Origin of the sequence: Amycolatopsis sp. M39 (assembly GCF_001651785.1) — a bacterium.
GTDB lineage: Bacteria > Actinomycetota > Actinomycetes > Mycobacteriales > Pseudonocardiaceae > Amycolatopsis > Amycolatopsis rubida.
Window position 1 is genome coordinate 169,471 of the sequence record NZ_LWSF01000011.1, and the last position, 24,567, is coordinate 194,037.

Annotated in this window: 23 protein-coding genes; 18 read left to right on the forward strand and 5 right to left on the reverse strand. The window is 68.0% G+C overall.

Annotation, left to right across the window (positions count from 1 at the left end; genetic code table 11):
• On the reverse strand, positions 1–711 hold a 711-nt coding region (locus A4R44_RS49245; protein WP_198545426.1), incomplete at its 3' end, for an MFS transporter.
• A 143-nt stretch (positions 712–854) separates the two neighbouring features.
• On the reverse strand, positions 855–2,120 hold the full coding sequence (locus tag A4R44_RS24300) for an FAD-dependent monooxygenase (protein ID WP_067585040.1): 1,266 nt from the start codon (positions 2,118–2,120) through the stop codon (positions 855–857).
• Between the two features lie 618 nt (positions 2,121–2,738).
• Here A4R44_RS24300 and A4R44_RS24305 point away from each other — a divergent pair.
• From A4R44_RS24305 to A4R44_RS24340, 8 genes are all read left to right on the forward strand, one after another.
• A complete protein-coding gene (locus A4R44_RS24305; protein WP_067585042.1) occupies positions 2,739–3,779 on the forward strand; it encodes a leucyl aminopeptidase in 1,041 nt (346 codons plus the stop codon).
• 32 nt (positions 3,780–3,811) lie between these two features.
• Positions 3,812–4,459 carry an SRPBCC family protein gene (locus A4R44_RS24310; RefSeq protein ID WP_067585049.1) on the forward strand — a complete coding sequence of 216 codons (648 nt, stop codon included), beginning with the start codon at positions 3,812–3,814 and terminating at the stop codon, positions 4,457–4,459.
• On the forward strand, positions 4,456–5,346 hold the full coding sequence (locus A4R44_RS24315) for an alpha/beta fold hydrolase (protein WP_067585052.1): 891 nt from the start codon (positions 4,456–4,458) through the stop codon (positions 5,344–5,346). The genes A4R44_RS24310 and A4R44_RS24315 overlap by 4 nt, the downstream gene beginning before the upstream one ends.
• A complete protein-coding gene (locus tag A4R44_RS24320; protein WP_067585055.1) occupies positions 5,346–6,011 on the forward strand; it encodes an isochorismatase family protein in 666 nt (221 codons plus the stop codon). Before A4R44_RS24315 ends, A4R44_RS24320 begins: the two co-directional genes overlap by 1 nt.
• On the forward strand, positions 6,008–6,790 hold the full coding sequence (locus A4R44_RS24325) for an SDR family NAD(P)-dependent oxidoreductase (protein ID WP_067585058.1): 783 nt from the start codon (positions 6,008–6,010) through the stop codon (positions 6,788–6,790). The genes A4R44_RS24320 and A4R44_RS24325 overlap by 4 nt, the downstream gene beginning before the upstream one ends.
• Before the next feature lie 133 nt (positions 6,791–6,923).
• On the forward strand, positions 6,924–7,421 hold the full coding sequence (locus A4R44_RS24330; RefSeq protein WP_067585061.1) for a flavin reductase family protein: 498 nt from the start codon (positions 6,924–6,926) through the stop codon (positions 7,419–7,421).
• On the forward strand, positions 7,418–8,134 hold the full coding sequence (locus tag A4R44_RS24335; protein WP_095213579.1) for a 3,4-dihydroxy-2-butanone-4-phosphate synthase: 717 nt from the start codon (positions 7,418–7,420) through the stop codon (positions 8,132–8,134). The genes A4R44_RS24330 and A4R44_RS24335 overlap by 4 nt, the downstream gene beginning before the upstream one ends.
• 2 nt (positions 8,135–8,136) lie before the next feature.
• Positions 8,137–9,231, forward strand: a complete 1,095-nt coding sequence (locus A4R44_RS24340; protein ID WP_067585209.1) for a zinc-binding dehydrogenase — start codon at positions 8,137–8,139, stop codon at positions 9,229–9,231.
• Between the two features lie 14 nt (positions 9,232–9,245).
• Here A4R44_RS24340 and A4R44_RS24345 read toward each other — a convergent pair whose 3' ends face one another.
• Complete coding sequence (locus A4R44_RS24345; protein ID WP_067585067.1) at positions 9,246–9,968, reverse strand: GntR family transcriptional regulator; 723 nt, start codon at positions 9,966–9,968, stop codon at positions 9,246–9,248.
• A 345-nt stretch (positions 9,969–10,313) separates the two neighbouring features.
• On the opposite strand from A4R44_RS24345, the gene A4R44_RS24350 reads away from it, so the two are divergent.
• Positions 10,314–11,633: an LLM class flavin-dependent oxidoreductase gene (locus A4R44_RS24350; RefSeq protein WP_067585070.1), complete on the forward strand. Its 1,320-nt coding sequence runs from the start codon at positions 10,314–10,316 to the stop codon at positions 11,631–11,633.
• Positions 11,630–12,880, forward strand: a complete 1,251-nt coding sequence (locus A4R44_RS24355) for a methylaspartate ammonia-lyase (protein ID WP_067585072.1) — start codon at positions 11,630–11,632, stop codon at positions 12,878–12,880. Before A4R44_RS24350 ends, A4R44_RS24355 begins: the two co-directional genes overlap by 4 nt.
• On the opposite strand, the gene A4R44_RS24360 is transcribed toward A4R44_RS24355, so the two are convergent.
• Positions 12,865–14,253, reverse strand: a complete 1,389-nt coding sequence (locus tag A4R44_RS24360) for an amidase (protein WP_157904996.1) — start codon at positions 14,251–14,253, stop codon at positions 12,865–12,867. The two genes, A4R44_RS24355 and A4R44_RS24360, sit on opposite strands and share 16 nt — an antisense overlap.
• Entirely contained in the window at positions 14,250–14,441 is a 192-nt protein-coding gene (locus tag A4R44_RS24365; protein WP_067585078.1) for a hypothetical protein, read from the reverse strand. Before A4R44_RS24365 ends, A4R44_RS24360 begins: the two co-directional genes overlap by 4 nt.
• A 140-nt stretch (positions 14,442–14,581) precedes the next feature.
• Between A4R44_RS24365 and A4R44_RS24370 the strand changes: the two genes are divergently transcribed.
• From A4R44_RS24370 to A4R44_RS24405, 8 genes are all read left to right on the forward strand, one after another.
• Positions 14,582–16,006 carry an amidase gene (locus A4R44_RS24370; RefSeq protein ID WP_067585081.1) on the forward strand — a complete coding sequence of 475 codons (1,425 nt, stop codon included), beginning with the start codon at positions 14,582–14,584 and terminating at the stop codon, positions 16,004–16,006.
• Between the two features lie 100 nt (positions 16,007–16,106).
• Entirely contained in the window at positions 16,107–16,979 is an 873-nt protein-coding gene (locus tag A4R44_RS24375; RefSeq protein WP_157904997.1) for a transporter substrate-binding domain-containing protein, read from the forward strand.
• Positions 16,980–17,024: 45 nt separating this feature from the next.
• Entirely contained in the window at positions 17,025–18,362 is a 1,338-nt protein-coding gene (locus A4R44_RS24380) for an NtaA/DmoA family FMN-dependent monooxygenase (RefSeq protein WP_067585087.1), read from the forward strand.
• A 170-nt stretch (positions 18,363–18,532) separates the two neighbouring features.
• Positions 18,533–19,426, forward strand: coding sequence for a transporter substrate-binding domain-containing protein (locus tag A4R44_RS24385; RefSeq protein WP_157904998.1), 894 nt, complete (start codon positions 18,533–18,535; stop codon positions 19,424–19,426).
• A gap of 17 nt (positions 19,427–19,443) precedes the next feature.
• The gene (locus A4R44_RS24390) at positions 19,444–20,397 is read left to right on the forward strand and encodes an amino acid ABC transporter permease (protein WP_095213583.1); all 954 of its coding nucleotides are present in this window, start codon (positions 19,444–19,446) and stop codon (positions 20,395–20,397) included.
• Positions 20,394–21,155 (forward strand): amino acid ABC transporter ATP-binding protein, encoded by a 762-nt coding sequence (locus A4R44_RS24395; RefSeq protein WP_232791755.1) that lies wholly within the window; start codon positions 20,394–20,396, stop codon positions 21,153–21,155. Before A4R44_RS24390 ends, A4R44_RS24395 begins: the two co-directional genes overlap by 4 nt.
• Entirely contained in the window at positions 21,152–21,880 is a 729-nt protein-coding gene (locus A4R44_RS24400; RefSeq protein ID WP_067585096.1) for an alpha/beta fold hydrolase, read from the forward strand. Before A4R44_RS24395 ends, A4R44_RS24400 begins: the two co-directional genes overlap by 4 nt.
• 64 nt (positions 21,881–21,944) lie before the next feature.
• Positions 21,945–24,272: a xanthine dehydrogenase family protein molybdopterin-binding subunit gene (locus A4R44_RS24405; RefSeq protein WP_067585099.1), complete on the forward strand. Its 2,328-nt coding sequence runs from the start codon at positions 21,945–21,947 to the stop codon at positions 24,270–24,272.
• Positions 24,273–24,567: the final 295 nt, after the last annotated feature.

The following is a 24,567-nucleotide window of genomic DNA, read 5'->3' on the forward strand; positions in this document are numbered from 1 at the left end:
CGGCTCTTCCGCTGCGCGCTTCTGCTCGGACACGAACACGGGGCTTTCGTCGACGCGCAGGCGGATGTAGAGGCCGACGCCGACCATGACGATCGAGGCGAGGAAGGGCAGCCGCCATCCCCAGGTCATGAAGTCCTTCTCATCGAGTCCGCCGAGAGCTCCGAACACGGCGTAAGCCAGCAGGGTTCCTGCTCCGGACCCGAGGCCGGCCGCGCCGCCGAAGAATCCGCGCCGGTTCGGCGGCGCGTGTTCCACCGAGATCAGCACCGCACCGCCGTATTCGCCTCCTACGGCGATCCCCTGCACCAGTCGCAGGACGATCAGCAGAATCGGCGCGAGAGCGCCTGCCTGCGCCGCCGACGGCAGCACCCCGATGAGAAAGGTGCTGACGCCCATCAGCGACATCGTCCAAATCAATGCCGACTTCCGGCCGATCTTGTCCCCGAAGTGGCCGAAGATGACGCCCCCGAGCGGGCGGGCGGCATACCCGATCGCGAGGGTGGCGATCGAGGCGATCAATCCGATCGCGGGGGGCGCCGATTCGAAGAAGACCTTTCCGAACACCAGGCTCGCCGCGGTGCCGTAGACGATGAAATCGTAGAACTCGATCGTGGTGCCCACGAAGCTGGCGATGTAGGTGCGGGTCAGTTGACGCCGGTTCCGGGTGGTTTGCACATTTCCGGAACGGGCTGTGTTGCGCTCGATCGTCATGTCTTCTTCTCCAGGATCGACATGGTGCGGAGCGGATCAGTCCTGCGTTGGCGTGCGGCGGTTATCGGCGGGGGGGGGGGGGGGGGGGGGGGGGGGGGGGGGGGGGGGGGNGAGCGGATCAGTCCTGCGTTGGCGTGCGGCGGTTATCGGCGGGCGAACGAGTAGGTGTGGGTGGTGGTGTTGCCGTTGAGCGGGGTGCCGCGCCAGAGCCAGTCGTAGGAGACGTCGGATTCTCCTTCGAAGGTGCGGAGTTTGCGGTCGCGCTCTTGCTGTTCGGGCCCGTCGTCGAGTTGGTAGAGGTGTTTGTTCTGGGCGGAGGCGTCCTGGACCATCCCGGCGTGGGTGGCGCGCCGGTTGACGTAGTTCAGGAGCGCGGTGGGGATGTTCGCGGTGGTGGCGGTCGCGAGTTCTTCGGCGAGGACGGCAGCGTCTTCGATGGCTTGTGACGCGCCTTGGGCTTGGAAAGGGAGCATGGCGTGGCAGGCGTCGCCGAGGAGGGCGGTGTGGCCGTAAGTCCAGACAGGGTTGCGCCGCTGAGCGAAGACGGCCCATTTGCTGGGCGTGCCCTCGGCTTTGGACAGGATCGAGGTGATGCGGTCGTCCCAGTCGGCGAAGGTTTCCGTCATTTCGTCGACGGTGGCGGGTTCGGTCCAGTTCTTCGTGGTGTCGATGGTGTTGGGGACGGCAGCGCCGACGTTGAGGTATTCGCCGCCGCGGATGAGGTAGTGGACGAGGTGTTTTTTGGGCCCGTACCAGAGTGTGGAGTGGAATTGGTCCATGAGGAATCTCGTCGCCGGGTCGGCGGCGATTTTGTCGCCTGGGATCATCGCGCGGTAGACCATTTCGCCGGAGAAGACGAGGTCGGTGTCTAGCCCGAGCGCTCGGCGGACCGCGGAGCGGAGGCCGTCGGCGCCGATGACGATGTCGGCGGGGAACCGCCGGCCGTCTTCGGTGACAGCGGTGGGAGTCGTTTCGTCGGTGAAGTCGACGTCGGCGACGGGGGACGCGGTGTGGAGTTCGACAGCGGGACCGGGGCCGGCGGGGTCGAGGCAAGCGTCGAGCAGGACGCGGTGCAGGTCGGCGCGGTGGAAGTGCCAATAGGGCGCGCCGTAGTCGCGCCAGACGGTGGCGCCGAGGGGACGGGAGGCGATGATGCTGCCGTCTTTCCAGCGCCGGCGGACCTGGTCGGTGGGCTCGGTGCGGATGAGTTCGAGCCGGGGGCGCAGCCCGAGTCCGAGCAGGACGCGGCTGGCGTTGGGCGCGGTCTGGATTCCGGCGCCGACCTCGGCGAGTTCTGGCGCTTGTTCGAGGACGGTGACCTGCATTCCGCGGTGGCGCAGTGCCAGTGCGGCGGTGAGTCCTCCGAGTCCGCCGCCGGCGATGGTGACGGTGTGGGTGTGGCGGGGCAATGTTCCTCCTTGCGGCGAAACGGCAAAAGACGAAGTGCGGCCGGGCGGGCGGCACGCGGACGGGGTCGCCGGTGCGGGCCGGGTTCCGGGCGCTGTCGAGATAGTACGAGCACTGACGACTGATCACAAGGGCTGTGCGCTGGAAGAAGGTGGCCAGTGTGTGCAGGTGACAGACGTGTTGCAGATGTGTGACTGGTGTCGTTTCCGGTCTTGGCCTGCGAGTTGCCTGCAGTCGATGGGATGGCTAGTTCATGTTTGGACTACTGCTTGCCACCGCTGCACGCCCGGAAAGTCGGTGCCGTTGCTCTGCGCATCTTCGGCACTTTGTGTCGAAGTATGCGGTCAGAGTTGGGAAAACTGATTGATGGGCGACCAGTTTCCCTGGTCAGGCGTTCGCGGCACGGTGGCCTGTGCACTGCGAGATTTCGCGGGTGACGCACAGGGGAAGATCGGGCGCGGGCAGTATCCAGGCTGACGCCGCGCCGCGGAAACTGAGCTTGGATGGCCTCGATTCCCGGGGAACCCCTTGACATTCAGGGTGCCGTCCGAGAATCATCAGCGCTCGGACGATAATCGTCAGTGTGTGGATCATCTGCTCGCGCCCGTTTTGGAGGCCCAGTGAACCCCAGCATTTTCAACGACCTCTGCCTGAAGCAGCTCACGCTCAGTGGCGTCACTGAGGCCGAGACGGTCGCAGTGCTGACCCGGGGTGACGAACGCCTTGCTTACGCCGATTCGTTCATGTGGGCGGCGCAGAAGCTGGGTGCTTCGGCGTTCCACGTTCGCCTGCCCGAGCCCGTCGAGGTGGCTGGCGAATGGGGCGTCGGCGATGTCGGGCTCGGGACCAACCCGAGGGCGGTCGAGGCGCTGAAGGGGGCGGACATGGTCGTCGACTGCGCCCTGATGCTGTTCAGCAAGGAACAGGTCGAGATCCAGTCGTCGGGCACCCGCGTGCTGACCGCGATCGAGCCGGTCGACGTGCTCGCCCGGCTGATGCCGACGACGGAGCTGCGCCAGCGGGTCGAAGTCGGCCAGGAGCTGCTGTCCAAGGCGTCTTCGCTGCGGATCACCAACCAGTGGGGAACCGACGTCACCTACCAGATCGGCATGTACCCCACCATGACGGAATACGGCTACACCGACGAGCCCGGGCGGTGGGACCACTGGGGTTGCGCGTTCGTGTTCACGGGCGGGTCCGACGACGGCGTCGACGGCACGATCGTGCTCGGGCCCGGCGACATCATCCATCCCTTCGACACCTACGTGCAGAACCCCGTGCAGTTCACCGTCGAGAAGGGGTTCGTGCGGGACATCCGCGGCCTGGACGGACATTCCAGCCTCGACGCGGACTTGGTGAAGGCTCACATCGAGTCGTTCGGCGACCCTCGCGGCTACGGCATGAGCCACGTCGGCTGGGGGCTGGACGAACGCGCCCGGTGGCACAACATGCGCCAGGACGTCATCGGAGCGGAGACGCGCTCCTACTACGGCAACGTGATGTTCTCGACGGGCCCGAACAACGAACTCGGCGGCCCGAACGACACCCCTTGCCACCTCGACATCCCGATGCGCGGCTGCTCGCTCTACCTGGACGACCAGCTGATCGTCGACAACGGCGACCTCACGGTCCCGGAGATGCGGCCGGCCGCGCGGCGCTAGCCCCGGCAGGCCCCGACCAGGAGGAGAAGAGTTTGCAGCTCCAGAGCAAGTTCACGATCGCCGCGCCGCTCGAGACGGCCTGGGAAACGGTGAACAATCCGGAAATCGTGGCGCCCTGCCTTCCCGGCGCGGTGCTCACCGAGTACGAGGGGGACTCGTTCACCGGCACGGTGAAGATGAAGCTCGGCCCGATCACCTTGAACTACCGGGGAACCGGGACGTACGTCGAGCGGGACAAGGCCGGTCGCACGGTCGTGATCGACGCGTCCGGTCGCGACGGCCGCGGCAATGGCACCGCCCGCGCGGTGATCACCGCGAGGATGACGGCGGACGGTCCCGACAAGACCGAGGTGGCGATGGTCACCGACATCGCGCTGACCGGGCGGCCCGCGCAATTCGGCCGCGGCATGATCGCGGACGTCACGGACAAGATCATCAGCCAGTTCTCCGCCAGGCTGGCGGAGGAACTCGCTGGCTCCGGGACGGCAGGGTCCCTCGCGTCGGAGAGCGGAGACAGGCCGTCGTCCCGCCGGGCTGACGAGCCGATCAACGTCCTCGAGCTCGCGGGCACCCCGAGGGCCGTCCAGATCGCTTACGGGCTCATCGCGCTGGGTGTGTTGCTGCCGGTCTGCCTGAAGGTGGTCCGGCGGCTGCGTGCACAGTCAACGGAGCACGCATGACTACCGGGGCGTCGCCTGCGCGGCGCTCGGTCCTGCAGTCCGCTCTCGCGGACCTCGCGGACGTCCCGGCGACGAGCCGTTGGGTTCGTTCCGGCGGTGTGCGGCTCCACGTTCTCGATTACGGCGGCGACGGTGTGCCGCTGGTCGTGGTGCCTGGGATCACCAGCCCGGCGATCACCATGGACTTCGTGGCCAGGCAGCTCAGGCCCGTCGTGCGGCCGATCGTCGTCGACATGCGCGGCCGCGGGCTTTCGGACTCAGCCGCGTCCTATGACTTGACCGACTACGTCAACGATCTCGTGGCCGTCGTCGAGCAGCTGGAGCTGCAGCAGCCGTTGGCGCTCGGACATTCGATGGGAGCAAGGGCCGTCGGCCTGGCCGCGGCGCGCCGAGCAGGGCGACTGCGTGGGACCGTGCTTGTCGATCCGCCGATGAGCGGACCGGAGCGAGGCCCGTACCCGGCTCCGCTCGACGCTTTGCTCGGTCAGCTCGACGAGGCGCAGCGCGGTACGAGCGCTGAGCAGGTAGCTCGGGCGTGGCCGAGCTGGCCTCGCCGCGAGCAGGAACTGCGCGCCAGGTGGCTGGCAAGCTGTGACGCGCGCGCGGTCGCGGAGACTCACCGCGGGTTCGAGACCGACGACTTCTTCGCGTTCTGGCCCTCGGTCCCGGTGCCGACCGTGCTGATCCACGGAGCGGACAGCCCGATGGTCACTCGCGCGGGCGCGGCTGAGGCGCGTGCCGCCAATCGCGCTGCCCGTTTGGTGGAAGTGCCCGCGGCCGGGCACATGGTCTTTTGGGACGCACCTGACGCCGGGGTTTCGGCGGTCCGGGAAGTACTGGCCGAGATGGTCCACCCGGCCGGTGCGGTCTCCACGGGGGTGCGGTGATGGCTGCCGCCGAACAACCGCACGGAGCCTCGTTCTCCGGCCGGGTCGGATGGGGACGACGGCCGGGCTTGGTGGTGATCGACCTCGTCCGCGCCTACACCGAAGCGGACGGTCCCTTCGCGCTGCCAGATCCGGTGCCTGCGGTCGAGACGATCGCCAGCCTGGTGACGGCCGCGCGCGCGGCCGGGCACCTTGTTGTGTGGACGAAGGTCCGGTATGTGCCCGGTCTGGCCGACGGAGGCCTGTTCGTGCGGAAGGTGCCGGGCCTCGCGGCCTTCGCGGAGAACGCCGAAGGGCGCTGGGGCGAGCTTGTCCTGGCACCTCTGCCCGGCGAGCCGGTCGTCGTCAAGCAGTACGCGAGCGCGTTCTTCGGGACCTCGCTCGCATCCACCTTCCACGCGGCCGGCGTCGACACGGTCGTGATCACCGGTCTGTCCACATCGGGCTGTGTGCGGGCGACCGCGACCGAGGCGCTGAACCACGGCTTCCGTCCGCAGGTTGTCCGAGACGCCTGCGCGGACCGTACTCGCATACTGCACGACAGCAATCTCGTCGATCTCGACGCGAAGTATGCGGACGTGATCGATGCGGAGGAGGCGCTGCGGCATCTCCGCGGCGCACCGGACGACCAGGCAACGGGCACGGAAGCGGTGGTTGATTCATGAGCGCAACAGCGGGTTCGGCGTTCGACGGCGTCGCGATCGTCACCGGCGCGGCGGGAGGCATCGGAAGCGCGATCGCTCGGGAGCTGGCACGCGGCGGCGCCTCCGTCGCTTTGGTGGACCGCGACTTGGAGGCGGCGCAGAAGGCGGCCGCCGACGTGCGGTCAAGCGTTCCGGACGCCACGATCACGGCGGTGGCAGGTGACGTCACGAAGGGAACCGACGTCGAAGCCTATGTGCGCCAGGTCGTCGCTGAGCTTGGCACGCCAAGGTTGTTGGTGAACAACGCGGGCATCGAGGGCCCGGTCCGTCTGATCCACGAGTACTCCGAGGACGAGTTCGACGCGGTGTGGGCCACGAATGCGCGAGGGGCGTGGCTCAACATCAAGCACGTCGCACCGCTCATGCTGGAGCAGGGCACCGGGTCGATCGTGAACATCGCCTCGGTGGCCGCGATCCGGGCCTCGCGGAATTTGGCGCCCTACGTGGCGAGCAAGCACGCGGTCCTCGGCCTCACCCGGGCGGCAGCCAGCGACCTGGCGGCGGGCGGAGTGCGCGTCAACGCGGTCTGCCCGGGGCCGGTCGACACCCGGATGATGGCCGCGCTGGACGCCCAGCGTCCGGCCGGCAGCGGCCCGCAGAAAGGACTGGCGGAGCGAGTTCTGCTCAACCGGTACGCACAACCTGACGAGATCGGCGGTGTGGTGGCGTTCCTGGCCTCGGACGCCGCCTCCTTCATGACGGGTGCGTCCATTGTGGTCGACGGCGGCCTCACTATCTGATCGACAGCACGGAACAAGACAGCAATCGCGGAAACGATCGGATTCGCGCGACGTCCGAAACCAACGACGGCAGCCCTCGGTTCGGGCGGCCCGGATGCCTGAGACGTCGTGCCGAACCCGGGAAGGAGCGGTCGTGATCATCGACGCCGGACTGGACGGGCGTGCGCTTCGGGAGGCGTTCGGGCAGTTCCCGAGCGGGGTAGTCGCGGTGTGCGCGGAGGTGGCCGGGGAACGGATCGGCATCGCCGCGAGCAGCTTCGTGCCCCTCTCGCTCGACCCGCCGCTGGTGGCCGTGTGCATCCAGAACACCTCGACGACCTGGCCGCGGTTGCGGCGGTCGCCCCGGATCGGGATCAGCGTGCTGGGCGAAGGACATGACCAGGCGGTGCTGTCGCTGGCAGCCAAGACCGGAGATCGCTTCGCGGGCTTGCTCACCCGGACGAACGACGGGGGCGCCTTGTTCATCGACGGCGCCGGGCTGGCGCTGGACACGTCCGTCCAGCAGGAAGTTCCGGCGGGCGATCATCGCATCGTCGTCATGGGCGTCAGGGAAATCCACACCCAAGTCGGCGTCGCGCCGATCGTGTTCCACCGGAGTTCCCTCCGTCGCTTGCACCAGGAGCCGGCGTGAGCGTGGGGAAGGCGCTCGCGTCTCTGAAATCTGGGCGAGCTGTGCTGGCTACCGACCAGGCAGGACAGAGCGCGGTCATCCTGTCGGCGCATCGAGTGCGGACCGGGTGGGTGGCCTGGGCAGTGCGGCACAGCTCCGGCCTCCTCTGCGCGCCGATGCCGGCGGCGCGTGCCGATCACCTGCGTCTCCCGCCGATGGTGGCCCGGAATCAGGTCGGCGCCACCTCCCGGTACACGGTCAGCGTGGACGGTCGTTCCGGGGTGAGCACGGGCATCAGCGCAGCGGACCGGGCGCGCACCTTTCGCGCGCTCGCCGCTGAGGACACGACTCCCGCGGACCTGATCCGGCCCGGACACGTCCTGCCCTTGTGCGTCCGGCCGGGTGGCCTGGCCGAGAATCCCGCGCTGCCAGAGGCAGCTGTTGAGCTGTGCGTGCTTGCCGGTTTGCCGCCGGTCGCGCTGCTCGCCACCCTCGTGGCCGACGACGGAGAACTCCTGCGCCCGTCCGCGGTGTCGGAGCTGGCCGGCATGCACTCGCTGCCCGTTCTCCGGGTATCGGAACTTCTCGGAGTTTCGGTCTCCGCTGACGCGAGCGCTCAGCTCGCGGCGCGCGCGGTCGTGCAACCTCCGGCGGTGTCGGCACCGCGCCGCATCGACGGCGAGGTCGGGTCCAGGGCACGAACGTCAACGATTTCACCGACGAAGGGACTGTGACGATGCGGATGGCCAAGCGGGCCGTTCTGGTGGAGCCCGGCGCACCGATCGAGATCTGGGACTGCCCGGTGCCTCCGGCTTCGGGCGGCGACATCGTCGTGGCGGTCGAAATGGCCGGTGTCTGCGGAACGGACCACCACTACTCCCTCGGCGAGGTCGAATTGCCCGGGCCGATGGTGCTGGGCCACGAAGGCATCGGACGCGTCGAGGAACTCGGCCCGGATGTCTCGACCGACTACGCGGGCGAGAAGATCGAGCCGGGCGACCTCGTGTACTGGGTTCCGCTGCGGCCGTGCCATCGCTGCCACGCGTGCACTGTCCTCGAGGACACCTCGTTGTGCCCGAACCTTTCTCCGGGGCGCTTTCGAGCCGCGGAACTGCCCCCGTCCGCGACCTACACCGAGTTCGCGGTGCTGCCGGCCGGCATGGCCTACTTCCGCGTCCCGCCGGGAACTCCACCGGAGGCCGTGATCGCTTTCGGCTGTGCCATGCCGACGATGCTCCACGCGATGGAGCGGCTGGGCGGAGTCGAGTACGGGCAGAGCGTCGTCGTACAGGGCTGCGGTCCGGTCGGGCTCGCGGCGGTGCTGCTGTCGCGCTTGGCGGGAGCGGGCGACATCACCGTGATCGGCGGCCCGCCGGCCCGGCTCAAGATGGCGGAGCGGCTCGGGGCTACGGCGACGATCGACATCGGGGCCGCACCGGACAGCGAGGAGCGGTTCGCCGCGATCATGGCCGCCAGCGCGAATCGAGGAGCGGAGGTGGTGATCGAGGCCGCGGGCAAGCTCCCGGCCTTCGAGGAGGGAATGCGGCTGGTGGCGCGCGGCGGGCGCTACCTTGTGGTCGGGTTGTGGTCGGCTCCGGGCAGCACGCCGCTCGAACCGCGCAGGGTCAACAACGCGAACCTCAGGATCATCGGCTCGGCTCTGTCCCGTCCGAAGCACCTGCACCAGGCGATCGCCGTCGCACGCAGCTGCCATCAGCGGTTTCCGCTGGCGGAGGTCGTCTCGCACCGCTTTTCCCTCGACCAGTCCCAGCAGGCGCTCGAAGCCCTCGGCAGGCTCGAGACGGTCAAAGCGGTGATCGTGCCCCGCTGACGAGCGGCCGGATCTTACTTGTGCCGGAACACCTCGAAGCGGACGAACGAATCGTCGACGTCGAGCGACGAGTACGCGATCGGCTGGCCAGTGCGCGAGTAATGCCGTTCGTGCAGGCGCAGAAACGGGGTGCCTGAGGCGAGTTCGAGCTTTGTGCTGGTGCCTCGGCGTTTCGTGAGCGGGACGATCGCGGTCACGGAGTGGTCGATCGCCGCGGTCATGTGCTGCTGGCTGAAATCGCTCAGCGAACTGGGCGCGTCTTCGGGCAGTTCGCCCTCCAGATGCCGCTCGGGCACCACGCCGCGGTCGTAGATGGCGAGTTCGTCGTTGGCGTAGAACAGCTTCTCGCTGATGTAGCAGACCTCGCCCGGTTCGAGATCGAATGCTTTGGCGAGATCCGCGGGGACCGGGCCGCGATGCCAGGAAACCTCGGCGCGGGTCTTGTAGCCGCTGTCCTCGAGGAGTGCGTCGAACGGGATGAGGCGTTGGAGCGCGAGGGTTGCCGGGCCGACATGACGGTTGACAGTGGTTCCGATGGCGCGGCGCCGGGTGATGATGCCGTCTTGTTCCAGGCTGTGCAGCGCGGTGCGGATCGTGGTCCGGCTGATGTTGAGCATCTTCGCCAGTTCGCCCTCGGCCGGAAGCCGGTCGTGTTCGAACTGGCGCTTGAGGATCGCGTCGAGGATCGCCAGGCGCGCGCGCTCCGCCAGGGGAGTGTTGTCCAGGTTGTCCAGCACGTGCCTCACCTCGTCGTCGCGCGAGAATTAGCTCCAACATACTACCAATGACGAACTGGCCGCGCCGCGGCGTGCGCCAGGGCCTGGACTCGCCGAGCTCCTGGCTATAAGGTCATACAAACGACCAATGCGCTTCGTCTCGCGATCCCCGCGTAGTGCTCATTTCGACCTGCGCCGCACCGCTCCCGTCTGCTCGTCCGCCCCGTCCTGAAACGAAGGCGGTGGCATCCGGACGCGCTGGCGGCCGGAAGTCCGGCGGTGCAGGGGATCGAGCGGTTCGAGGCGATTCGGCGTACGACGGTGCGAACTTGGAGGCTTGCGGTGGCGGACGGTCGATCGGCACACATGAATCTGGTGCTCTTCTTCAACCCGGCCGGGCGCCTGCCGGCGAGCTGGCGGCGACCCGGCAGCCGGGTCGAGGAGCTCTACGGGCTGCCGCTGGCCGTCGACCTGGCCCGCAAGGCCGAATCGGCGAGGTTCGACGCGATCTTCCTGGCCGACGTCTTCTACCAGGACGACTTGGGGCGCGACCCTTTCACCACCGGATACGAGCCGTTCACCTTGATGAGCGCCTTGTGCCCGGTGACCGAGCGGATCGGGTTCATCGGCACCGTCTCCGCGACGTTCATGCCGCCCTATCACCTGGCCCGGTACTTCGCGAGCATCGACCACCTCAGCAGCGGAAGGGTGGGCTGGAACCTCGTCACGTCCAGCTCGGGCGGCGAACTGTTCGGGATGGAGCTTCCGCCCAAGGAAGAGCGGTACGCCCGCGCGGACGAGTACCTCCGCCTGGTGAAGTCGCTCTGGGACGCGTATGACGACGACGCGGTCGTAAATGACCGTGAGGCGCGGGTGTGGGCGCGAGCGGACCGGATTCATCCCGTGGACTTCGAGGGTGAGTACTTCCGGTTCCGGGGCCACCTCAAGGTGCCGCGGTCCCCCCAAGGGCGGCCGGTGATCGTCCAGGCCGGACAGTCCGACGCGGGAATGGACTTCGCGGCCCGGAACGCCGAAGTCGTCTTCACCGCGCAGACCGATCTCGACCGGGCACGGGAGTTCTATGCCGAGATCAAGAAGCGCGCCGCCGCGCACGGGCGGGATCCGGAGAAGATCAAGATTCTTCCGGGGATCGCCCCGATCATCGGTGCTACGCACGAGGAAGCCCGCGAACGCGCCGACGAACTCGCCGGCCTGATCGACATGGAGTCGGGCCGCAAGTCGATGGAGATCACGCTCCAGGGCGCGGATCTGTCGGGGGTGGACCTGGACGCGCCGATTCCGGCGAAGTGCCTGGTGCCGCCCGAATCCGCGAGCGACCAGGCGGGCCGAGGGGCCAGCCGCTACCGCAACTTCTACGAAATGGCGGTACGCGATCGGATGACGTTGCGCCAGCTGATCTTCGAGAGCGAACGCGGGCTGGGGCACAGCACGGTCACCGGGTCCGTCGAGCAGGTCGCCGACCGGTTCGAGGAGTGGTGGCGCGCTGGCGCCTGCGACGGCTTCGCCATCACTCCGGTCGATGTTCCCGAGGGGTTCGATTCGGTGTGCGAGCAACTCGTTCCCGAACTGCAGAGCCGTGCTCTGTTTCCCAAGGAGTACGAGGGCAAGACGTTGCGCGAGCACCTCGGGCTGGACCGGCCGTCGGCGCCGAATCGTTCGCGATGACCGAGGTCGAGCGGCTGCTGGGCTCGGTCGGGCTGGCGTGCGACTACTACAAGGACGTCGCCGCGATCGCAAGCCGGCCGCCCCGGGACGGTCTCTTCTTCGACGGGCTGCCGGTCACCCCGGGCTTCGGCGCCATTCGCGAACGCGCGCATTGCCTCAACCTGCAGCTTCTGCTTGCCGACGGATCGGTCGGGCTCGGCGACTGCTTGTCGGTGATCCGGTCCGGCTCGCACGACCGGGAAGGGCCGCTGAAGCCGGAAGATCACCTCGCCCGCGTCGGGGAGGAGCTGGCGCCCTCGCTCACCGGCAGGACGGTGCGGAGTTTCCGCGAGCTTGCCGGGATGATCGACCAGTTCGAATCGGACGGCCGCCCGCTTCATCACAGTCTCGCTTACGGGCTCAGCCAGGCGATGCTGGACGCGGTCGCCGCGGCGCGCAGATGCACGATGGCCGAGGTGGTGGCCGAGGAATACGGCTTGCCCCGTCCCGACGTGCCCGTCGCCCTGTTCGGCTGCACTTCCTGGGACGTTCCGGACGCGGTGGACCGCCTGATCGCGGGACGCGCGGACGTCCTGCCGCACGGCGGGTTCACGTCCGTCGACCTGATCGGGCCGGACGGCGAGGGCCTGCTCGATTACGTGCGGTGGATGGCCGCGCGGATCCGGAAACACGGAGGCGCCGGCTACCGGCCGGTGCTGCATCTGGATGTGTACGGGACGATCGGCGCGCTGAACGGGAATCGGATCGATCGGGTCGTGTCGTACTTCGCCCGGCTGGCCGAGGCCGCAAGCCCGTTTCGCGTCCGGGTCGAGGATCCGGTCACCGCGGCGACGTCCGGCCAGAGCCGGCAGCTCATGCGCCGCCTCGTCGAGCACGTCGATCGCGACGGCATGGGGTTGGAGGTGGTGGCGGACGAGTACTGCAACACCCGGGAGGACATCGCGCTCTGGGCGGGAGAACGCGCCGCGCACATGATCCACGTGAAGCTGCCCGACCTGGGCTCGCTGACGAATGCGGTCGAGGCGGTCCTGCAATGCCGGAAAGCGGGTGTCGGTGCGTATGTCGGCGGCACGATGAACGACACGGAGGTCTCTGCGCGGGCTGGTGTGCACCTGGCTCTCGCGCTCCGCGCCGACCAGGTGATGGCGAAGCCCGGCGCGTGGCCGGATGTCAGCCTCGCGTTGTCTCGCAACGAGATGAACCGCACGCTGCGCTTGTGCGCCCTCCGCGGTCAGCCGGCTTCCTGAGCGATCGGCGGGACCCTGCGGTGCCAGCGGCCGACTCGCTCGTAGACCGCGGCGATGCGGAGAATCATGCCCTCGCCCCGGGGCCGCCCCCAGAGTTCGATGCCGCCGAGGGGAACTCCGTCCTCGGTGAATCCACAAGGGACGTTGACGGCCGGCATGCCGGTGAGGTTGACCGCGCTCGAGCGCAGCGGATGCGTGAACGGCACCGACGCGTCGTCGCTCATTGACGACGGCGGCCCCCAGCCGGGGCCGAGCAGTGCGTCCAGGCGGTGCCGCCGGAAGGTCTCCCGTACCGCATCGGTGACTAGCTTTCTTGCCTGCTGAGCCTGTACATGCCGGACCGCGGGAATCATCGCGCCAGCCTGCAACATCACCCGGGTCCGCTGCTGATAGTTCGCCGCATCGGTCACGAGCCGCGCCGAGTGACCGGCGCTCGCTTCCGCTGTCTTGATCGTCAGCAGGCTGGGGTCGACCCATTCCAGTTCGGGGATCTTGACTTCGACGACGGCCGCGCCCAGCTGCTGGAGGACCGCCGCGGCCTCGACGGCTGCGTTCAGCGCGAGCGGATGCGTCGTCGGCCCGGGCAGGTGAGTGCGCTCGACGCCCACCCGCAACCCGTCGAGGCGCACATTTTCGAGGCAGGGCAAAGGCACGTCGCCTTCGATGCTGCAGGGGTCGCGCTGGTCGAAGCCCGCGATCACCGAGTACGCGGCGGCGCAGTCGGCAACGGTGCGCGCGATCGGTCCGACGTGGTCCAGCGAAGGACTCATCGGGATCACTCCCCAGGTGCTGACCCGGCCGAACGTGGGCTTCAATCCGACGACCCCGTTGACGCCCGCGGGCGAACGAAGGGAACCGGCGGTATCGGTTGCGACGGCGGCGAAGCACGATCGAGCTGCGACCGAGACGGCAGAGCCCGAGCTGGACCCGGACGGGGTCCGGTCCTGTGCCCAGGCGTTGCGGGTCGGAATGATTCTCGGACCGAAGGCGAACTCGCTCGTCACTGTCTTCCCGACGAGCACAGCGCCGCCGTGTCGCAACCGTTCGACGACGGTTGCGTCGAAATTCGGCTGGACACCCTTCAGCACCGCGGAGCCTGCTTCGGTGGGGAGGTTACGAGTGCAGACGACATCCTTTACGCCGACGGGTATTCCGTGCAGCGGGCCACGGCACAAGCCGTGGCGGAGCTCGTCGTCAGCCATTCTGGCCGCGCTCAGTGCTGCCTCGGCCGCCACTGCGGCGTACGCGTGCAGGATTGGCTCGGTTCGCTCGATTCGGCTGAGCGCCGCGGTCGTGAGTTCGACCGAAGACAGGTTCCCGGCGACGAGTTCCCGGAGCGCTTCCGCGATGGAGAAGTCGAGGATCTCGTTCACCGGTCGTGCCCTGCGTCGTCGGATGGCCGGCGCGGCCGGCAGAACTCGACTTGGTGCAGTGCGCTGGTCGCCAGCGTCAGTTGCTGCACTGCCGCCGTCAAGGGGGCGATGTCGGCCGCGAACAAGGAGATCCCGGCGGCGCGGGCCAGTGCGGCAACGGTTGTCCTGTCGAGGTGTTCGGAGGTCATCGTAGTCCTCAGGCGGCGCATCCGGCTCGAATGCACTCGCGTAGTCAGGGTTTAGGTTATTGGAAGTATGTCATACAAAGTTCTATCGTGAACCTCTTCGGGAGCACCGTCGAGCGGCGAAGCCGCGGCTGGGAGGTCTGATGGGCGAAAACGAATGGTTCAGCCGCATGGACGCAGTGGATCTAGCCGCGGCGGTGCGGTCGGGAGAACTCTCGCCGGTGGAGGTCGTCGATGCTGCCTTGGACCGGATCGCGGAGGTCGACGACCGCCTGAACGCGTGTTGCGCAGTGCTGCGTCGAGAGGCCCGGGCCGCGGCCATGGCGGCCGAGCGCGCGCTTCGGGCGGGAGAGCCGGGCGGTCCGCTGTGCGGTGTGCCGGTCATCGTCAAGGACGCGATCTGGGTGGCAGGTGTGGCGGCGACTCTGGGCAGTCGCGCGCTGGCGCATTTTCAGCCTGTTCGGGATGCGGTCGCTGTCCAGCGACTGCGTGCCGCGGGTGCGATCGTAGTGGCGAAGTCGACGAACCCGGAATTTCTCTGGCGCGGCTACGCCGCCGAGAGTCTTCATGGCGTCACTCGCAATCCGTGGTCGCTTGACCGGACTCCGGGTGCGACGAGCGGCGGCTCGGCTGTTGCCGTCGCGACCGGCATGGTGCCGATCGCTCTCGGGACGGACGCGGCGGGCTCGATCCGGACCCCCGCGGCGTACTGCGGAGTCGTCGGGCACAAGCCGACGCACGGTCTGGTACCGCGGACGCCGGGCTTCGAGGAGTTGCGGACCACCAACACGATCGGACCGATGGCGCGAACGACCAGGGACGTCGCGCTCGCTCTCGAGGTCATGTCCGGCCCGGACCTGTCGGACGACCTCGGTGTCCGTGCCGGCCCCTCGCGTTTCGTCCGGGACTCCCCGAAAATCGAGGTCGCACGCCTCCGGATCGCCTGGGCGCCGCGGATCCACGGCGCGCCGGATGCGTCGGTCGACGCCGCGGTCGCGAAGGTGGCCGAGCGGCTGGCCGGGGCTGGGTGGCGCCTGGACGTGGTCGATCCTCCTGTTCCGGACCTGACTGGCATCGGGGTCACCAGCTGGCTGGGAGAGCTCGCGGAACTCGGCGAGCTTCGCGAGGACCGCCTCAGCGCGTTCGGGCGGCACCTGCTGGAGGACGCGCGCCGATTGTCCGCGCGGGAGTATTACGTCGCGCAGGTCGAGCGTGCCCGGTTCACTGCCGCGTGGGACGCAAGCCTGTCTGGCCACGACGTCCTGATGATGCCCGCGGCGCCGCACGGGGCTCCGCCGTTCGGGCCGGACCGGGTGAAGCCGGGCGACGGGGGACGGGTCGGACCGTCCGCGATCGCCAACCTCACCGGCCGTCCCGCGCTCTCGATCCCGATCGGCATGACTCCCGACCGGCTTCCGATCGGGCTGGAGATCATGGCCCGGCGCGGCGGCGATGCCGATTGCCTCGCCGTCGCGGAGGCGATCGAACGCCTCGGGTTCGCGGTGCCCTCGCCGCCGATCGGCAGGTCCGGCGGCAACGGCTCAGTGAAAGTCCTTGGAACTATGTAGGACAAAATGCTAACGTCGCCTATCCCTCGATCGAGCCGCATGCTCTCGCCTGGGGCCTGCGAAAGGAGTCCGTGTGGGCGTTAAGAAAGTTCGGAAATTCTTGACCGTCGCCGTGTCGCTGATGGTCGGTGCGGGGCTCGCGGCGTGCGGCGCACCGGGAGCGAATCCGGAGCCGAGCGCTCAGGCGGCCGCCCAAGGCGTCGAAGTTCCGGCGGCCGTCGCGAAAGCGGGCGTGGTGAACGTGGCCGCCTACCTCGCCTACCCGCCCTACCGGTACATCGACGGTTCGGGCAAGCCGACGGGCTTCGAGCTGGAGATGGCGAAAGCGGTCGCGAAGAAGATGGGCGTGCGGATCGAGTTCCACAGCATCGAGTTCCCGGCTTTGATCCCGTCGATCGCGAACCGGCGCTACGACTGGGCGGTCGGGATGATGAACGACACGGAGGCTCGCCGCAAGGTCGTCGACGTCCTGGACTGGGCGCGCGCGGACATGGTGGTCCAGGTCCAAGCCGGCAATCCGCACCAGGTGAACCCCGCGGGCCTGTGCGGCGTCAACTTCGGGCACGTGCAGGGTTCGGCACAGGTCCAGGCGTTCGACAAGCTCGTCGCGGACTGCGCGAAGCAGGGCAAGCCCGCACCGACGCAGATCTTGTTCCAGGACGTCGGTACCCAGCTGCAGGCGTTGCGCAACAACCGGTTCGCGGCGGCATTGCAGGATCCGGCCGCGGGCGCCCAGACCGAGAAGCAAACCAGCGGTGCGCTCGTGCTCCTGCCGGGCAGGGTCCCGGCGATCACGCCGACTCCGGCCGGCTGGGTGTTCGCCAAGGGAAACACGGGCCTGCAGAAGGCGGTCGTGCAGGCGATCGGCTCGCTGATCAAGGACGGAACCTGGCAGAAGATCATGCGCGACAACGGGGTCAGCGAGTTCTCGATCGTCCCGCCGACTCTCAATACGGCGCGGACGAACTTCTGAGCGTGTGTGTGCACCGGCGTAGACCGAAATGACAAGGAGTTGCCGATGCGTGGGTCTGACGAGGTCATGAACTTGGTGCTCTTCCTGGCTCCGACCGGGCGCGCGGGTTCGGCCTGGCGCAGTCCAAGTTCCGGCGTGGAAGAGCTCTGGGGATTGGACTTGCCGCTGCGGATCACTCAGCAGGCGGAAAGGGCGAAATTCGACGCGGTATTCGTCGCGAACGTGCTCTTCACGTCGGAAGGCGGGATCGGCAAGGAGCCGTTCTCGACCGGCTACGAGCCGTTCACCCTGATGGCCGCGCTGGCCGCGCGCACGGAACGGATCGGACTGATCGGGACCGCGTCGACGACGTTTGTGCATCCGTTCAACATGGCGCGATCGCTGGGCAGCCTGGACTGGCTCAGCGGCGGGCGGATCGGGTGGAACGTCGTCACCTCGAGCGCGGGGGCCGAGCACTTCGGGTTCGAACTGCCGCCGAAGGAGGAGCGGTACGCGCGAGCCCAGGAGTATCTGGAACTGACGACCGCGTTGTGGGACGCCTTCGACGACGACGCGGTGGTGAACGATCGCGAGAACGCGGTGTGGGCACGGTCGGATCGGATCCATCCCGTCGACTTCAAGGGCGAGTACTTCCAGGTCCGGGGCCAGCTGTTCATGCACCGGACCCCGCAGGGGCGGCCGGTCATCGTGCAGGCGGGCCAGTCCGCGGCGGGGATGGATTTCGCCGCGCGCAACGCGGAGGTGATCTTCACCGCTCAGACCGACCTCGACCGCGCGCGCGAGTTCTACCGGGAAATCAAGGAACGCGCGGCGACGATCGGCCGGGATCCGGCAAGCGTGAGGATCTTGCCGGGAGTTCTCCCGATCGCGGAGCCCACAGCCGCGGCTGCGAGGGAAGTCGAACGCGAACTCGACGGGTACGTCGACTGGGAGGCAGGGCTCAAGGACGCGGCAGTCGCCTTGCAAGCCGACCTGACCGGCCTCGACCCGGACCAGCCGATCCCGCCCGGCCTGCTGGCGGCCCCGGAAGCTGCCAGCGTCGACGCGCTCGGCGGCAGCCGCTATCACAACTATTACGACATGGCCGTACGGCAAAAGCTGACCTTGCGGCAGGTCGTCGCTCGTCTCGACCGCGCTCTCGGGCACTTGTACCTCGCCGGTTCCGTCGGCGAGGTCGCGGACCACCTTCAGGAATGGTTCGAGAGCAGGGCGTGCGACGGATTCGCGATCACCCCGGCGACGGTTCCGGAAGGGATGGACTCCGTCTGCGAGGTGCTGCTCCCTGAGCTGCGCCGGCGGAACCTGGTCCGCACCGAATACAACGGGGCAACGCTGCGCGATCACCTCGGGCTCGCGCGCCCCGCCCCGTTGCGGGAGCGCTGACCAAGGACGAGCCCACCGAGCTTTGCGCCCCGGGCGGTCGAGGCCGCCGGGGCGGAGCGACGGCACCCGTGGGGAGACGGCGTGCCCTCCTGGCTCCTGCCGGGAGCAATGCCATGGGGGCAACGATCCGGCCCTGTTTCCAGGCCCTTTCCGCGAAGGAGTTCTCCTCGATGAACAGCATTCGAAAGCTGCTCGCCGGCGCGACGCTGGCGGTAGTCGCTGCATCCGTCCTTGCCGGGTGCAGCACGTCCAGCGGCAGTTCCGGCGCGGCTCCTTCGGCGGCGGGCGGGATCGCCGTGCCTGCCAAAGTGAAGCAGGCCGGCACCGTCGACATCGCGGTCTACCTCGCCTACCCGCCCTACTCGTACGTCGACTCGTCAGGGCGGCAGGTCGGGTTCGAGCTCGACATGGCGCGAGCGGTGGCTCGCAAGCTCGGGGTCACCCCGCAGTTCCACAGCATCGAGTTCCCCGCCTTGATCCCGTCGATCGCGAACCGGCGCTACGACTGGGCGCTCGGAACGATGTTCGACTTGCCCGAACGGCGCAATATCGTGGACTTCTTGGACTGGGCCCGAGCTGACATGTTCGTCCAGGTCCATGCGGGGAATCCGGACAAGATCGATCCGGCGAATCTGTGCGGGGTGTCGTTCGGGCACGTGCAGGGGTCCGCTCAGGTGCAGGTCGTCGAAGCTATCGCGGCGGAGTGCGCGAAGAGCGGCAAGCCCGCGCCGACCCAGATGCTTTTCCAGGACGTCGGCACGCAGCTGCAGGCCTTGCGCAACCACCGATTCCAAGCGGACCTGCAGGATCCCGCCGCGGGCGCACAGACGGAACGGCAGACCAACGGTGCGCTCGTCTTGCTGCCGGATCGCGTGCCGAACGTGCCGGTGCTTCCGTCCGGCTGGGTCTTCGCCAAGGGCAACACCGAGATGGAGAAGGCAGTCGTCCAAGCGGTCGGCTCGCTGATCGCCGACGGCACCTGGCAAAAACTGATGAACGACAACGGGATGACGAAGGTCGCGATCGTCCCGCCGACGATCAACACCAAACCGCCCGCCTTCTGAAGAAGGAGCAAGCAGTGATGTCGAGCGAAAAGTCGGCGGGCCTGGCGCCTCCGGAGCACCGAGATGTCGCAGGCGGGCTGCCGTCCGACGATGTGCCTACTGTGCCGCTGCGCCATCCGTGGCGGTGGGCCTCAGCGGTGGCGGTAGTGCTGCTGCTCTTGTGGTTCCTGGACGTCCTGGTCACGACCGACGCGTTTCAGTGGGGCGTCGTCGGGCAGTACCTGTTCAGCGGCACAGTGCTTTCCGGCGTTGTGCACACGCTGGAGATGACCGTGCTGTGCATGCTGATCGGCATGGTGATCGGCACCGTAATCGCCGTCATGCGGCTCTCGCCCAACCCGGTCCTGAACCGGGTGGCTCACCTCTACCAATGGTTCTTCCGCGGGACGCCGCCCTTGGTGCAGCTGATCTTCTGGTTCAACCTGGCGTCCGTCTTCCCCGCTATCGGGCTTACCGTGTTCGGCACCGAGGTGTTCAGCTTCAACACCAACAGCGTGATGACGCCGTTCGTCGCCGCTCTGCTCGGCCTCGGGCTCAGCTTTTCCGCCTATTACTCGGAAATCGTCCGCGCCGGGATCCTCTCGGTCGACGAGGGTCAGGCGGACGCTGCCCGGGCGTACGGCTTGACTCGGTTCCAGACACTGCGCCACATCGTGCTGCCGCAAGCGATGCGCGTCATCATCCCGCCGACGGGGAACGAAGCGATCGGGATGCTCAAGTTCACCTCGCTGGCGACCATCGTCTCGTACTCCGAGCTGCTGCAGACGGTGAGCGCGATCTACAACACGAACTTCCAGACGATCCCGCTGCTGATCGTGGCCGCGCTGTGGTACCTGTTCATGACGAGTGTCCTCAGCATCGGCCAGTACTTCCTCGAAAAGCGTTTCGCACGAGGCAGCAGGCAGGTCGGAAGGCAGCCGGCGATGTACAGGTTCTGGTCGAGCGTCCTGAGGCGGGTGCGACAGGCATGACACCGATGATTTCAGCGCGGGCGATCCGCAAGAACTACGGTCACGTGAAGGTGCTCGACGGGGTCTCGCTCGACGTCGCGCCCGGCGAGGTGTGCTGTTTGCTGGGGCCGTCCGGAGCGGGGAAGAGCACGTTTCTCCGTTGCGTGAACCATCTCGAGCAGATCGACGGCGGCCGGCTGTTCGTCGACGGCGAGACTGTCGGGTACCGCGAGCGGCGGGGAAAGCTCCACGAGATGACCGGCCGGGACATCGGACGGCAGCGCGCGTCGATCGGCATGGTGTTCCAGCATTTCAACCTGTACCCGCACATGACCGCCGAGCAGAATGTGAGCATCGCTCAGGTCATCGTGCACGGGCAGGACCGGGGCGCGGCGAAGGAGCGCAGCCACGAACTGCTGGACCGGGTCGGCCTGCGGACGAAATCGGCGAAGTATCCGCGTCAGCTGTCCGGCGGCGAGCAGCAACGGGTGGCGATCGCACGGGCACTGGCGATCTCGCCGAAGCTGATGTTGTTCGACGAGCCGACCAGTGCGCTCGACCCGGAATTGGTGGGCGAAGTCCTCGCGGTGATCCGAGGGGTGGCGGCCGACGGAATCACGATGATGATCGTGACGCACGAGATCGGCTTCGCCAAGGAGGTGGCCGACCGGGTCGTCTTCATGGACGGGGGAGTGGTGGTGGAGCAGGGCCCGCCGGCGGAAGTCCTCGAACGGCCGGCCGAACAGCGGACGCGCTCCTTTTTGGAGCGTGTGCTGTGACGGCGACGTACGTGCTCGTCCACGGAGCCTGGCACGGCGGGTGGTGCTGGCGTCCGGTCGCCGAGCGGATGAGGGCAGTGGGCCATCGAGTGCTCACCCCCACTCTGCCGGGGTTTGCCGACGGCGACGATCCGGCTGCGCACGGCCTGGACGACGTGATCGATTTCGTCGCGACAGCGATCGAAACACAAGACCTTTCCGACGTCGTACTGGTGGGGCACAGCTGGGGCGGCTATGTCGTCGCAGGGGCCGCGCCCAGAGTGCGCTCGCGGCTGCGCAAGCTGGTTTTCTGGAGCGCTTTCGTCCCGGCCGACGGTGCCGCGTTGTACGACGAAGTCCCGCCAGAGACCCAGGAGTTGTTCACCACGCTGGCCCGGGAGTCCGGAACGAACTCGGTCAGCTTGCCGTTCGAACTGTGGCGCGACGCGTTCATCCAGGACGCTGCCGAGCTGGTGCAGCGGCTGACTCACGGTCTGCTGGTTCCTCAGCCGATGCAGTACAACACGACCGCGGTTCGCGAGCTGGAACCGGATCGGCTGGGGATTGCCGCCGCGTACCTCCTCGGTGCCGAGGATCTGACCATGCCGGAGGGCGACGCCGGTTGGAGGCGTTTCGCGGCGCGGCTCGGGGTGTCTCCGACCGTGATTCCCGGGAGCCACGAGCTCTTCTTCACGCAACCGGGCGCACTCGCGCAGGCGCTCCTCGCCGAAGGTTGCGAGCCGTAGCAGGTATTTGTGGTACGTCATACAAATGTCCATCGGGCACTCAGTCGTGAGGTAGGCTTTTTTCATGGTCATCCGAGATGCGAAGCGGGATTCCCTGATCGGCCGTTCTGTTCCCCGCGTCGAGGATCGGCCGCTGCTCAGCGGGCAGGGCTCGTTTCTCGACGATCTGGAGCTTCCGTCTCCGCTGCACGTTGTCTTCGTGCGCAGCCAGGTGGCACACGGCGTCATCCGGGAGATCGACGTCGAGGAGGCGCGCTGCGCGCCGGGGATCGTGGCGGTGTACACGGCAGCGGATCTCGTGGACCTGCCCGACCTGGTAACCCCTTTGGAGGCGGGAATTTTCAGCCCGCCGCGTCCCCTGCTCGCGCGCGATCGCGTGCGGTTCGTGGGGGAGCCGGTCGCCGTCGTAGTGGCTGAATCGCCGTACCTCGGCGAAGACGCCGCGGCGCTCGTCTCGGTCGAGATCGACCCGCTGCCGGTGGTGCACGACATCGCCGGCGCGCTCGACGCGGCGAGCCCTCCCCTGCACGAACAAGCCGGGGACGAGGGCAACGTGGTGTTCGAGCGGCTGATCTGCAACGGTGATCCCGACGCGGCCTTCGCTGCTGCGGCACACGTCATCGAGCGGACCTTTCATCATCCCCGGCTCACCGCGGCGCCGATGGAGCCTCGCGGCGCGGCTGCGTACCGCGAAGACGGCGGCGTGACGATCTGGTGCTCGACGCAGTTTCCGCACAACCTGCGGCGGATCGCGCGAGAGCTGTTCGGGATCGAGCAGGTCCGCGTCCGCTGTCCCGACATCGGCGGCGGGTTCGGGATGAAGGGGGTCAACTACCCCGAAGAGCTGCTCACCGCCTGGCTCGCGCTGAGGCTGGACCGGCCGGTGAAATGGGTCGAGGACCGCGTCGAGAACCTGCTGTCGTCGACGCATGCGCGCGAGATGGACGTCCAGGTGCGCGCGGCCGCCGACGCTGCGGGCACTCTGCTGGCGCTCGACGTGGACGCTGTCTGCGACACCGGGGCGTACGGAACCTACCCTCTGGGGCACATCCTGGAGGTGCTCGGCGTCGCGGGGATGGCACCAGGGCCTTACCGATTGCGGAACCTGCGGGCGCGCGTCCGTTCGGTCTCGACGAACAAGTGCCCGTCCGGGGCGTACCGCGGAGTCGGTCTTCCGGTGGCGACTTTCGTGCACGAGCGGGTCATGGACGTGCTCGCCTCCGAGACCGGGATCGACCGCGCGGAGCTGCGGCGGCGCAACATGGTCACAGCCGGGGAAATGCCGTACACGTCGATCACGAACCAGCGTTACGACAGCGGGGACTACCCGGCCGCACTGGCGACTGCGCTCGAACTGATCGGCTACGACACCTGGGAAGCCGACAAGCGCGCCGCCGCGGAGCGTGGTCAGCTGATCGGACTGGGGATTTCGTCCTACGTCGAGTGGACTGGCACGAACTCGAAGATGTTCCAAGCGCGGGGAATGAGCGCGGTCAACGGCTTCGACGGCTGTCACATGGAACTCGATCAGGACGGGTTGCTCACCCTCTGGACGACGCTCCCGTCGATCGGACAGGGCACCGCGACGACCTTCGCGCAGCTGGCCGCTGAAACGATCGGAGTGGAGTTCACCGGAGTGCGGGTGGTGCAGAGCGACACCGGCGCGAGCGAGATCGACGGCACCGGCACCGGGGCCAGCCGAAGCGCGAACATCGGCGCTGGCGCCATTCAGCTCGCGGGCACCGAGCTGCGGCAAAGGCTGCTGGACGACGCCGCTGAGCGACTGGAGATGGCGGTGGCCGACCTGGCGCTCGACGAGGGCGTCGTGACAGCGCGGGGAGTCCCGGCCGTGACGCTCTCGGTGGCCGAGCTGGCGAAGGCGGCGGATCCGGAACGCTATCGGGTCAGCCGCGAATTCGACCCTGAGCACGTGCTGTTCGCGTATGCGACGCACGCCTGCCGGGTGAGCGTGGATCCCGAGACCGGAGGCATCACAGTCTTGGACTACGTGGTCGCCGAGGACTGCGGACGAGTGGTGAACCCGGCGATTGTGGAGGGCCAGACGCAGGGCGCGATCGCACAAGGGATCGGCGGAGCGATCTACGAGGACCTGCACTACGACGACGCGGGCCAGCCGCAGTCGGCGTCCTTTATGGACTATCTGCTGCCGACCGCGTGCGAGGTGCCGCACGCGCGGATCCACCACATGGAATTGCCGGTTCCGGACTCGGCGACCGGCAGCAAGGGCATGGCAGAGGGCGGGACGGTCGCGGCGCCGGCCGCGCTGGCGAACGCTGTGTCGGACGCTCTCGGCGCCGAGTTCAACTCGTTGCCGTTGACGCCGGAACGGCTGTGGAGCGCGGCTCGTGCTCGGCCTCAGCGCGTCGGGTGAGCCCTGACCGGTCAGTTCGTCGTCTCCGCGCGCACTCGTAGCGGTCGCGATTGGCTTCGGGGCCTGGCGGGGCCAACGCGAGCGGAACCGCCGGGAGGCCCTCGTCGTGCTGCCCGCAATGAGGGCGAAAACTGAGGCTGGGTCCGGGACGAGCCTTCGACGAGGCTGAGCCGGTGCCCGCTCCGGCCGGTATCCGCGGCGATCGCACGGCCGGTGCCGCGGGTATCGTCAGTGTGTGGACTTAATCGCCGCTCGCCAGTCAGGCCGCGTGCGCAGCAGCCCGAATACGACCGGG